This window comes from Desulforamulus aquiferis, assembly GCF_030577015.1.
Taxonomy (GTDB): domain Bacteria; phylum Bacillota; class Desulfotomaculia; order Desulfotomaculales; family Desulfotomaculaceae; genus Desulfotomaculum; species Desulfotomaculum aquiferis.
On sequence record NZ_JARPTC010000007.1, the window covers coordinates 75406 to 88408 of the forward strand.

General features: G+C 43.9%; 8 protein-coding genes. All 8 read right to left on the bottom strand.

The window, feature by feature from the left end; translation table 11 throughout:
* Positions 1-5 precede the first annotated feature (5 nt).
* The 8 genes from P6N53_RS05765 to P6N53_RS05800 all read right to left on the bottom strand — a co-directional run bounded on the left by P6N53_RS05765 (position 6) and on the right by P6N53_RS05800 (position 12995).
* On the bottom strand, positions 6-1901 hold the full coding sequence (locus tag P6N53_RS05765; protein ID WP_304541821.1) for a YcaO-like family protein: 1896 nt from the start codon (positions 1899-1901) through the stop codon (positions 6-8).
* The gene (locus tag P6N53_RS05770; protein ID WP_304541822.1) at positions 1889-3289 is read right to left on the bottom strand and encodes a radical SAM/SPASM domain-containing protein; all 1401 of its coding nucleotides are present in this window, start codon (positions 3287-3289) and stop codon (positions 1889-1891) included. The genes P6N53_RS05765 and P6N53_RS05770 overlap by 13 nt, the downstream gene beginning before the upstream one ends.
* Positions 3290-3298: 9 nt before the next feature.
* Complete coding sequence (locus P6N53_RS05775; RefSeq protein ID WP_304541823.1) at positions 3299-4705, bottom strand: radical SAM/SPASM domain-containing protein; 1407 nt, start codon at positions 4703-4705, stop codon at positions 3299-3301.
* A 7-nt stretch (positions 4706-4712) separates the two neighbouring features.
* Positions 4713-6092: a radical SAM/SPASM domain-containing protein gene (locus P6N53_RS05780; RefSeq protein ID WP_304541824.1), complete on the bottom strand. Its 1380-nt coding sequence runs from the start codon at positions 6090-6092 to the stop codon at positions 4713-4715.
* A gap of 27 nt (positions 6093-6119) precedes the next feature.
* Positions 6120-6404, bottom strand: coding sequence for a Nif11-like leader peptide family natural product precursor (locus P6N53_RS05785; RefSeq protein ID WP_304541826.1), 285 nt, complete (start codon positions 6402-6404; stop codon positions 6120-6122).
* Between the two features lie 31 nt (positions 6405-6435).
* Positions 6436-8061 carry a B12-binding domain-containing radical SAM protein gene (locus tag P6N53_RS05790; protein WP_304541827.1) on the bottom strand — a complete coding sequence of 542 codons (1626 nt, stop codon included), beginning with the start codon at positions 8059-8061 and terminating at the stop codon, positions 6436-6438.
* 65 nt (positions 8062-8126) lie between these two features.
* On the bottom strand, positions 8127-10802 hold the full coding sequence (locus P6N53_RS05795) for an NHLP bacteriocin export ABC transporter permease/ATPase subunit (protein ID WP_304541828.1): 2676 nt from the start codon (positions 10800-10802) through the stop codon (positions 8127-8129).
* Between the two features lie 21 nt (positions 10803-10823).
* Complete coding sequence (locus tag P6N53_RS05800) at positions 10824-12995, bottom strand: NHLP family bacteriocin export ABC transporter peptidase/permease/ATPase subunit (protein WP_304541830.1); 2172 nt, start codon at positions 12993-12995, stop codon at positions 10824-10826.
* Positions 12996-13003: the final 8 nt, after the last annotated feature.

Sequence of the window (13003 nt, forward strand, 5' to 3'; positions counted from 1 at the left end):
GATTTTTATTTAATGTCTACTAGCCCAAAAATATCTGAAAGTGATCTCTGATCTGGCAGATTGGCTTGTTGTATTCTCTGTATCGCCTTAACTCTGCGTAACACATTTAAATAGCGACAGGAACTCCTGATGCCGCAGATATCACAGTCGAAACAAGAAGGCCAAAGTTCTTGTCCGAAGATTTTTTCAGGGCTACCCACACTGTCGAAAACACGGCTGACCATAGCTTTTCCGTAAAGGTCGTTTAACATATCTTTGATTTTATCCTCCGGAAGGTCATTGGCCTTAGCCTGCAGATAGCTGTGCAGTGCCCGATAATAAAGTCTGGGACCGTTATGGGAAAATTCTGATTGCATGAACATATCCATATAATTTGCCGCTTCATTATAGCTGCCTATCCGGAGATAAAGCATGGTGAGCAGATAATCCTTAGACAGTTGCTGCAACTCAGGGTGAACATTGCTCAAAAACCAACGTCTGGGCTCAAAGGATACAGGCATGGTAAGCCCAGCTGTTCTGGAGATAGCATTAGCCAGATTTACTACACAATCATCTGTGGCTTGTCTTAAGTTAAGCAGCGTCCGGTGATTTCTGACAATATCCATCCAGTTGGGAAAATCAGTTTTCTCAAAGATAAAATCAGTCTCACTCATCCCGGGTATATATATTTGAAAGGCCGGGAAGTCAAGGAAAGAGACATCGCGGATGAAGAGATCTCGCCCCAACTCCTTTACCTTATTAACCAAATAAGCAAGGTCATTTGCATCACTGTAAGATATGGGGTTAGAAAAACCAGTAAACGAATAAGTATCAGTTTCTGAAAAGATGCAGCTTGGCCACTGTCCAAAGCCACTTGAGGTGGTTTCATAATATGCCGCCCGCCAGCTCAAATCAGGTGACTTTTCATTGAAATTAACGGGCATGGGGTGAAATCTAGCCTCCACATCTTGGGGTCTTCCCTGATAAATCTCAGTAAGACAACGCTCCAGCGCAGTTATGGGTGAAGGATCAGCACCCACATGGAAGGTGTAGCGGTTGGTTTTTGGGTTAACCAATAATAAGCCCAAAACAGGCAGTCCCATGTTCAGGGAACAATCCTTAATGGTGGCAGTAATACCAGTAGCTTCCTCTAAGCTCTTGAGCCTATCCAGTATGACGGTATTTTGAAAACATTCTAATGGAATTGTAGGCGGGGTAATCTCTTGTTGATATATGCATCTAATAACAAACCGTTCAAAGACCTCTGATATTCCCTGAATGAGTGCTTCTTTAGGTGTGTTACCTGCACACATTCCGTTAGTACCGCAGGTATTCCAGATAAGTTTAATTGGCAACAATCGCACCTGGCTTTGGAAAACAGAGTAGTACGGTAAACAACCCACAGCCTCTTGGCCAAAAGACCCTTGCAAATATTCCCTTTGACTGGCAATATCCTTAATGTGTAGCATCGCGGATAAGACGTCTGAACACTCTTCTGCCAGGGAGTGGGTATCCAAATAAACCTCATCGGGTGCATAATGAAAATCCAGCACCAAGTCTTCTCTTTCAAGACGTTCCCTAAAAACATCCATTGTCGGTGCATTTGTGAGATATCTTTTCGTGGCAAACTTAAGTTGTCGCAAAGGAAAAAGTATACTGTTTTGAAGTCTTTCCAGGATTTCTCCATAGGCACTGGCCAAGGCATAGCGAGGGTCTAACCCTTTTCCGTTAGAACCGATATTTAAGTTTGCCACATCACTGTCGCCCAGTAGAACACGGCAGCAATTAACTCCCGGAGCGGGGTAAGAGTAATGAACCTCAATGGCAAATAAATCACAGTTGGCTAGGATGTTACGTATACGGGTAATAGTACTAAATGGGTCGGAAGCTTTATAGGCCTTGCGGCGTTCTATTTTTTGCACGGGTCAATACCCCCCTTTTGATGACAGCCTGCTACAATGTCGTCAAATTGTTTCCGGTAGCAACCTTTCCATACCTCACAGGCAAAGGGATCCTTGGCCAGCAGGGAACCTGACTCTGTAAGGGCGTATGCCCGGCAGCCAGCACCACAGATGGTAAACATATCACACTCTGAACATTCCGAATTATGGGTAAGCACTTGGCTCTTCTTCATATCAACTAGAGAACGTAAGGATGAAGCGCTCCAGACCTCCGAAAGTTCATGTTCCAGAAGGTTTGGCATCTGATCATGGAGATAAGTCCCTGTATAGCCCACACAGGGCAGAAGCCTCCCGTCCGGCAGCAGGTAGGGTTTTTCCCGCACTGACAGACATTCGTAACTATCATGGTTATACTTTATCTGCAACTCATGTTGTTGTACGTTTTGAATCTTACCACCACCGAAGAAGCGCTCCAACAAAATATAGAAGGGGCGACCGTCTTCTATCCAGCGTTTCAATAAATCAAGGCATGCTTCGGCCATTTCTTGGGTGGAAAGCGCTGAGTCACCCCCACACCAATTGCCGGTTGTTTGCGGCCTGCCAATTAGCCACACCGGAACACGCAGCTCTTTCATTAATTCATAGGTATCCTTTAGGGTGCTGATATTATCCCTGTTCAGTGTAGTGGTTACTGCCACCGGTAAGTCAGCGTCTACCACTTGGCGGATTGCATTAGTAACCCTTGCTTCTGTTCCCCTGGTTCCTCGCATAAGGTCGTGTACTCCGACACCGTCAAAGCTGATTTTAAAATCTGGCCTTTGTCTCAGTTGCTTGATGGATTCAAGGAGGGATGTGGTAATAAGCGTTCCATTAGTTGCTATTTCAGTTAAGCGTATTCTATTTAAAGTTAACTCCTCAATTATTTCCAGCAGGTCTTCGCGCAGAAGCGGTTCTCCTCCGGTCAGAGAGACCTGGAGCACGTTCGACTTAACAAATTGGTTAATGAAGAGTTTGATAGTATTAAGATCCGGATGGCCATATCTCCCGGAAGGGGATTCCATAAAACAATGGGGACAATTCATGTTGCAGCGGCCTGTTATGGCCCAATGGACCCCTCGAATCAAGGGATTATCAGCCATACGGTATTCCTTAACATTTTCCATTGATTCATCATAAGGGCATTCTTTGGCTATGCCCTCAGCGATAAACTTTTCCAACACTTTGATGTGCCCCGGAAGAAAGGCCATTGAATTGAAATCTGTCTTACCGTTGCATGACTGGGCCACATAAAAGGAATCTTTACCAAATTGGCGCAGTAGCCCTGTCTGCCAATTTGTTATGGCTTGGGGCATATCCGACCAACCCCTCAGGAGCCAATTATCAGTAAGTTTTGCGTAGCGCTCTTGCATCTTATCACCCTATTCCTGGGATATTACATTCTTCTGCTGATCATTATAATTGGCCTGTTTTGCTAGTTCCTGTAGGCGCTCTATATATCCACCCTTAAAAAGAAGGCAGGCAACGGGATCTTTGGCTAACAAGTCACCTTTTTCACCAAGGGCGATAACACGACACCCGCTACCACAGGCCGCAAAGTACTGGCAGCCATCACAACCCTTGTTATGAGCTAACACGTCACGCTTTTTAAGGTCGCAGATGTGCCGTAATGCAGAATTTGTCCACGCCTGGGACAGGGACTGTTTTTTAAGATTTGGCATCTTTTCCAACAGGCTCGTACCGGTATAACCACCACAGGGTAACAGAGTGCCGTCAGGCAGAAGGTAAGGACGACTATGGGTACCGGCGCAATTCCATGAATCAGGAGTGATAGATGATTGGATATTTAGGTTTTCGCCATTTTCAGCACGACGAAAAAGGCCGAAACGCCACAGCTTAATGTTAAAGGGGCGGTCGTCTGCCAACCAGCGCTGAAGTAACCGGGTACATAGGTCCACCATATCCTCCAGGGAAACATTAGAATCCGAATCCCGCCAGTGACCCACTTCCACCGGGGGGGCAAGCCACCACTCGTCAACCTCAAGCTCCTTCATTAGATCATAGGTTTCCATAAGGTTAATTTGGGTAATACGATCAACAGAAGTGATAATGGTAAAGGGGAAACCCCAGGCCTTGACCCTTTTAATGCCCTCAATAACCATTACTTCGCTGTCAACAACCCCACGCATATAGTCATGGGTACCGCATCCGTCAAAGCTAATCTTGAAAAAGGGCCTATTCCCTGACAACTTAATTGTTTCAAGGATTTTGTCGGTAACCAACATACCGTTTGTAAAGATTTCGGCCAAACCTATCTTCTTCAAGGTGAGGGTTTCAAGGATTTCTGGTAGCTCTTTGCGCATGAATGGCTCGCCCCCGGTTATGGCAATTTCCGATACATTGGCTTGCTCAAACTGATTGATTAAATCCCATATTTCATCAATAGAAAAATCTCCAAAGCGCTGGGAAGAGGCCTCCATAAAGCAATGGCGACATTTCATATTGCACAGACCAGTAATGGACCAAAGCAAGCCCCGAATCATGGGATTGTCTGCCTTTCTATACGCCTGACCGTATTCCAATGTCTCCCCAAATTTACATTCCTCGGCAACCCCTTCAGCAATTAATTTATCTAAGATGGCTGTGTGTCTGGGGAGAAAGGCCATAGATTCGAAGTCGGTTACTCCGTCGCAAGATTGTGCAACATAAAAAGCGTCTTTTGCCAGTTCCCTAAAATCACCATTTCGCCAATTGACCAAGGCCCAGGGTAGATCTGACCAGCCCCTCAAAAGCCACTCTTTTTTTAGTCGGGCGTAACAACTGCCCATAAACGGATTATCTCCTTTCCCAAGCCAAAGCTATTTCCATAAATCTTCTTTTATAACCACCTTTCCAGAGTTGGCAGGCTATGGGGTCCTTTGCCAGGATATTGCCGCTTCCTATTAGAGCAGAAGTGCGACAACCGGTCCCACAGTCTTTGAACACCTGACAGTTAGCACACTCTGGATTACGTGCCAGGATATCACCTTTCTTTATATCTAAAAGATAACGAAGTCGTGGATTCATTAGGGCTTCGGCAAATCCCTTTTCTAAAAGGTTCGGTAGTTCAGACATGTAATTTGTATCTCCATAGCTAATGCAGGGTAATAGTTTGCCATCGGGGGCCAAATAGGGCCATTGACGGCAGGACGAACAAACATAATCATCAGGCCCTAAGTTCTTGGCCGCCTGGGGTGTCTGGCTAACAGCACCGTCTTTGCTATTTGAATAGAAAGCCTCCAGCCCAATCATGAAGGGTCGTCCATCCTCAAACCAGCGCTGCAATAAATTTATGCAAGAAAGGGCCATCTCTTCCAAAGGGAGACCTGTGGTTATTCCTCGCCCACAGCCCACCGGTTGTGGACGTCCTACTCCCCATGCATAAATATCTAGCTCTTTCATTTTCTCATAAGTTGTCATCAAACTATGGATATTTGTCTTATCAATGCTGGTGGTTACTGATACACCAAACCCGGCTGACCTGATTTTGCTAATGGCCCTCAGTACCTTTGCCTCTATTCCAGGGGTTCCCCGCATTTGATCGTGGGCACCACAACCGTCAAAACTGATTCGAAATATAGGTTGAACATGCATGGCCCTTAATTCCTGCAAGATTGTATCGCTAATCAATGTACCGTTGGTGTAGATGTCTACAAGGCGAATCTTTTTTTCGCTTAATCTACCTATTAGTCCAAGCAGGTTTTTATTCATGAAGGGCTCTCCCCCGGTTAAAGATACAGAAGAAATATTTGCTTCTACCAGGTAATTAAGGACAATCTCCAGCTCACCATCAGTAAGTTCACCAAGTTGCCCCGATGGAGCATCCATGTAACAGTGGCGGCATTTCAAGTTGCAACGACCCGTTACGGCCCAGTGAATCCCCTTAATTAACGTGTTTTTGGCCAACCTATATTCTTGGACGGATTGAACCGACTCCCCTGCCTTGCATTCTTCCGCAATCCCCTGGTCTATAAATCTGTTAAGTATGGTGATATGCTTGGGCAGAAAGGCCAAGGAGCCGAAATCTGTCCGCCCGTCGCAAGACTGTGCGACGTAGAAACCATCTTGATTGAGCCGATGGTAATCACCGCTTTTCCAGTTGACTATTGTCCATGGGACATCAGTCCAACCTCTAAGTAGCCAATCTTCTTTCAATTTTGCGTAGCGTGATTCCATGGCCCTTAATCCCCTTTCACGAGCTAATTACTGCCTACCCATCCAGTGCCCTAGGAACATGCCACAAATTTCCCCACACACTGATGCACATCCACCAGCCACACTGTCTAATTCCATGTCATCAAGTTCACCGTCTCCGGCACGTGCTGCCTTGATGTCTTCTGCTGTAATATCAAAGCCTGCGTCCCTGGCAATCTTGACCATCCCGTCGTAGACAGTTGCCATGTCTCCCTTGATTGCTGACACTTGATCTTTTAAATCTTTGTCTTCGGCCAGTTTTTGATAAAATGCTTCTAGTTGCTTTTGGCTCATTTTTTCTTCACCTCCCCTCAATGAAAACCGCTTACCTCTGCATTAAACTTCTCATACGTTTGAATTTGTCTTCGGTTTCCTCAACAATTTGCTCTACAGTGCGCCCGGTCAGTTCACTGTATCTTAAAATCTGGTATTGACGAGGTGGGATGCTTATGGTGTCACCCTGAGGGGCCGTGAGCGCAATTAATATTTCTGCACTTCTCTTAAGAAGTTTCTCATACCCATCCGGGGAACAGTGAAGACGAATTCCGTACTGCTCAGGCTTACTGCCAAGCAGGGAGCAGGGGATCACAAAATAACGGTTAAGATGAAAACCTGTGATATATCCCTTTTGCATATTCTCCTGCACAAAGCAATAAGTGTCCTCAAAATCTTCCTCTTGTTCATAGGGAAGGCCTACAATTATCTCGAGCTCTGCCCAAATTCCCCGTGCATGACACCAGCCAAGGACTTGGCGGGCTTGCTCTAAATTTAGTCTCTTGTCGATAAGCTTCGATATTTTCTTGCTGGCGGTATCAAGGCCAAAGACAAGTTTTCTGCAACCGGACCGATAGAGCAAATCCACCATCTCTTCTGTAAGATTATTAAAACGTGCGCAATCGCTCCAGTAAAACTTGAGACCCCTTTCTAAAACTAGGTTACAAAATTCTCGGACAAAGGAAGTAGATAGATTAAAGGCATTATTATAGAAGCGCATGTATTCGGTATTATGTTTTGAGATTAGTGCCTCAATATCGTCAACTACCGAGCGAGCGTCCTTAGCAACCACAGGCGGTTTATCCTCACGGCTTTGTACGCAAAAGGCACACCGATAGCTGCAGTTATAATTGAAGACATAGGGTAATATAAGGGTTTCCTTTCTTTCTTGGGGTGGCAAGGTGCGGCGATTTACTTCAGAAACTGTTGGCCCCTTGGTTATGTTCCATTTGTAATAGTGCACTAGGTTTTTTTCTGTGTTTTCAACACCATCTCGGAAGCATAGGTTGTAGGGGGATAGGTTTAAACCCTGAAAATCTGGACCAATTAAAGTGGGGGCATCTTCAAAATTACGAACAATCACGCCGTTGTCAAAATATACAGCACCCGGCAATTCACGGTAGGGGTATCCCTCAATGAGCTTGGCAAAGGATCTCTCTCCAGGCCCGATAAAAATGTATTGAGAATTCTTAAAAATAGCCTCCCATAATTCCTGAAAAACATCACGAAACTGCCATAAAAAGTCCAGGTTAGCACCGCCAAAAATAATGGATTTTCCAGTTTGATCTTTTATTCTTTGACCCAGCAAGAGCGCCAGGTGTATTTCAAAGAAAGACATATTTGTTCCGGTGGAAATACCAATGTAATCACTTTGGGCCACATCAGTTTGCTGAATGAAGTAATCCAGTATCTCTTCCATACCCGTGGAGATACCACTATTTAGATGTTCAATAATGAGGTCTTTATTAAAGAGCGGCAGCCATTGAAGAGCATTCGGAGGGTTGGCAAAGCTGTGCATACATATATTCAAATCTGTTGAATTTACCGTGTGACCCATGGAACGTAAATAGCCCTGCAAAATCCCTAATGATAAAGGGATGGGGCTGAAACTGAAAAATCGCGAATCAGAGAATGGTGTTTCACTTGGAGTTAGTAATAGAGTTATGTTTCTACTCACTTAAAACACCCCTTTTTATTTAGACTAACCCTAAGGTATATGGTAAATATGGCAGTTTTCCGTCCCTAGGCCAACTGTCGCTTGGCCAGATTAGCAAAAACACCGTTCAACTGCATTAATTGTTCGTAAGTTCCAATCTCAATTATTCTCCCCTGATCAAGTACGATGATTCTATCACAGTTAACAATGGTGCTTAACCTGTGAGCAATCACAATCCTGGTTGCCTTCAATTTATTAAGGCTATTACTAACAATGGCCTGGGTCCCATTATCCAGGGCACTGGTAGCTTCATCAAAGTAAATAATTCGGGGCTTTTTAACGATGGCCCGGGCAATAAGCAACCTTTGTCTTTGTCCGCCTGAGATAGTACCGGCACCTTCACTGATGACTGTATGCAGGCCCATCGGCATTTCCTTGATATCCTGGTCTAATCCCGCCATTTTCGCCGCTTCCCAAGCATCTTCCATGGTTAAATTAGGATTAGTGCCAACAATGTTGGTATAGATATCCCCCGACATCAACTGACCATTTTGTAAAACGACCCCTAACTGTTTGCGCACCGAACGAATATCTACCTTTCCTATATCCTGTCCATTGTAGTACACCCGGCCTGATTCCGGTTTTTCAAATCCCAGCAAAATACGAAACAAGGTGGATTTGCCACTACCCGAGGTCCCAACTAGGCCTATATACTCACCCTCTTTTATCTGAAGAGAGATATCCTTAAGAATTAGCGGTCCGTCTTGCTTATATCGGAAAGACACATGGCTTACTTCAATGGAACCAGTCAACTGGCCTGGATCATTCATGTTATCGTCGTACTCCGGCAATGCCTCTAAGATCGGTCTTGCCCTTTCATAAAGAGGTACCATACCAATAATGGAAATACAGACCTCGGTTAAGGAAATCATTGCTCCCATCAAACTGGCAAAGGCTGTATTGAAAGCTATAAACTTTCCGGCCCCTAGAGAACCCTGGGAGAAAGTAATCATCCCGTAAAAAATGATCATAGAAGTAACCACTTGAAAGATGGAGTTGAAGACCACCAGTCCATTGGAAATGTTTTTGCTTTTAAAGGCTACTTTTCTTTGTTTGCTAAATTCCCTAGACCACTGGTAAAAGGCTCTACTTTCTGCCCCTGATACTCTAAATTTGACTACTCCACCAATTAGTTGTAATACTAAGCCTGATATTTTATTATCTATATCAGTTAACTGTCGCTGGTAATTGATTAGTATATAACCATGGATTACTGTCATGATTATAACCACCATAATTAAACCCGTGGCTATAACTGCCAACTTGACATCGTAATAAAACAATAAGGCGAAATAAAAAACTGAGAATATACTGGAAAGGATCGTTGTTATGGTAGCACCAGATAGCCTGTTGCGAATCTGACTGATGCCCATGGCCCGCATGGCTAATTCTCCCGCTGAGTATTGCTTAAAAAAAGGAACAGGCAGGCTTAACAGCCGATCCCAAACTGCCGCTTGAAGGGATCCATCTATCTTTCCTTCCATTCTCATCATGGCAAAGGACCTGGTTAATTGAAAAAACGTCCCGGCCAGGGCAGTTGCCACTAGGAAGAAGGTAATTTGCAGCAGTTGGGCCTTTTCCCCCTCTGGGATAATAGTGTCAAAAATAATTCCAGTTGCTACAGGTGTAACAGTGCCCATCAGGCCACCAAACAATCCCATTAAAACTACCATAATCAAATCCCGCTTCCAGCAGTTACCTATAGAAAAGGCAAGTATATCTCGTGATTTTATTACCTTGGCGGGAAATGAACGATAAAATGTAAAGGCGATGGGTTTAATCTGCTGGGAAATTTTATAATTTACCAAAGTCTTATTTTTATTTGTCGGATCATACAATTGATATTGTTCGGGAGATAAGGGCAATAAAGCCACTGGTCGATTATCTTCTTCCATGTAAGCCAGCAGAGGTCCATTATCTGACTTCCACCACTCCCCTGCTAAGATAACTCGCCTTGTCCGAACCATTGATGCTCTGGTAATATCCCCCAAGGGATCCTTTGACGGGCCTTCTTGGTTAGCAGATGGAGGAGAAATAATTTCGATCTTCATCGCCTGACCAACTAACTTACAGGCACTAAGTAGCATATCCGATAAGAGTTCCACAGTATCTTCATGCTGCTCCTTTTGGGTGACCGAGGACATCTTATAAATAGCCTTTTCTATACACTTTTCATTGTAAATCCTTTTTTTTCTTAAACGAATTTCCTCAACCTGCTTATTATTAAGGTATCTTTCTTTAATTCTACCTAGTGCCAAGTTGTGAAATTTATCCAGTGTCAGTGATAAATCTGCAGAGTCAGACGTTATAAGTTCGATTTCTTCCTGTTCAAAAAAAGACCTGAACCAGCGATTAATTAGATCTAAATAGACTTTTCTATCCGCCGCCTGTTCTAATCTTTCCAAAAAGAGTGTCCTATTAATTTGCCTCAAGCTTGTCCCTGCTACTCCAGTTGCCAGCAGTCCAAAGCATGGATCATCATTTTCGGGGCAGATACCAAATAAAATGTCATGGCCCTCTACCTCAAATAAAAAATTCCTTGCTCCAATAGCTTCATTATTTTTTATTTGAATAGAAAAAACAGTAACTTTTCCCCGTTCAACCAGCCATATGCTGTAAGGATCTGTGAGGAGTAATGGTTTGTTTCCTTCTACAGCAACTATGGTGCCTTCTCTTTGGAAAAGCTCTGTAATCAATCCCATCTGCCTACCTCCTAGCGAAATCTAACTGGCACTCATCAGTTTTGCATAAGGCCCTTCTGCATTTATAAGCTCCTCGTGATTTCCCCTTTGAACAATTTTTCCTCTTTCCATAACAATAATCTCATCACAGTCACGTATTGTACTTAGTCGGTGGGCAACAATGACACAAGTACACCCACGGCGTCTTATTCTTTCATCTAGCATACCTTCTGTAGAAGGATCCAGTGCGCTGGTTGCCTCATCCATAATAAGGATAGATGGATTATTAACTAAAGCCCGGGCAATTTCTATTCTCTGCCTCTGACCTCCACTAAAATTCCTTCCTCCTTCATCCAACAGGTGGTCATAACCGCCTATCCTCGAGGTAATATCATCGTGTATACAGGCATCCTTAGCTGCTCTAATAATGTCAAATTCAGAAACAGTCTGATCCCATAAGGTGATATTGTCCCTAATAGTACCCTGAAACATACTGATATCCTGATCAACCATAGCCATGGAGTTGTTGAGCACCGTTCTGGGAATGCTTTCCCTTGGTTTCCCATCAAACAAAATCGTGCCGGACCAGGGCTTGTAGATTCCCGCTAGCAACTTTGCCACTGTGGACTTGCCGCTTCCCGATCCCCCCACCAAGGCTACGCGAAATCCCGGCTTTAAACTCAGATTAAAGTCTCGAATTAAAGGCTCTTCTAACCGACTGTAGCCAAAATTTAAATTGCGGATTTCTAGGTATCCTTCTAGCTTCTTGTCCAGTTCCTCTGGCTTGTCCGTAGAAATTTTCTGGTCAGTTTGTGCCTCCACAGGATATTTCAATACGTCATCTAAACGGTTCATATCCCCTTCCATTTCCTGCAAAGTACTGCCAAGGCTAACCAGACTGTTCACAGGTGCCATAAAACTGCTCATTAAACTTTGAAAGGCTACCAGCATGCCAATGGTCATTTCCCCGTTCATAATAAAAAGTCCGCCTATTACTAAGACCACCGCATTAGTCAGCGAGGTTAATAATGTAGGTACTGCAGATAAAAACTGTGAGGAAACTCCTATCTCCTGCATGGCGTTTAATGTTTTAGCCTGATAGCCTGACCATTTGGCAAAGAAATCTGATTCCGAACCTGTTGCCTTTAGGGTTTCAATAATCTGCAAGCCAGACATAGCCGTCCCCTGGAGTTTCCCATAATCTTGTAGTAGTTTACGATTAAGATCTACCCTCTTCTCAGATACAAATCGTAAATACTGAACGTTGATAACAGCTACTACAACACCAATCAAGGTTAAGAGAAGGTTATACTGTAACATTAGTATGAAATAAAAAATAATTAACACAAAATCCAGTGCCGTCTTAGCAAATCTCCCTGATAATAGCTGTGCTACCTTATCATTACTGCCCATGCGAACACTGATATCACCGCTGTAGCGCTGGTTAAAAAAATCTGCCGGCAAGTGGAGTACATGCCATAAGAACTGCCCCGAGGAACTCAAGGCAATCTTAGTTTCCAACCTGAGCAAATAGTAATGCTGCAGCCATACCAAAATTCCACGCAAAACTGCTGTCATGCCCATCCCCAAAAGTAAGGGAAATAACCAATTATCTTTACCACTTAATAATATGTCATCTACAAAAATCTTTGAAAAGGTAGGAATAACCAAACCGGGAATTACTAATGCCAAGCCCACTAAAATCACAAAGGTTAGGGCAACCTCAGATCCCTTCATTCGTTTCTTTAGTGCCATTAAAATATTAGGTTTGCTGCCGCCTTTTTCAAAAGCAGGACCAACCTTAAAGGTTAGTACAACTCCCGTAAAGGATTGGTCAAATTCTTCTTCAGTTACGGTTCTGGGACCACTTGCCGGATCATTCAGGTAAACCATTCCCTGATGAAAGCCTTCAAAAACTAAAAAGTGACTGAAGTTCCAGTGGATAATCATTGGGGCTTCCATATTCCTTAAGTCATTTGGCTCCTTTCGGAAACCTTTAGCTTCCATGCCAAAATTACGAGCTGCTTTTAGGATGTTGCTAGCCTTACTGCCATCTCGCGAAACCCCACAGACAATACGGAGCTCTTCTAGAGGTATATACCTACCGTGATAGGCCAAGATCATGGCCAGTGAAGCTGCCCCACATTCTACTGCTTCCATTTGGAGTACGGTGGGAACCCTTCTTTTTTTCACTTTTTGTTTTAATTTTAGCACTTGCTCTT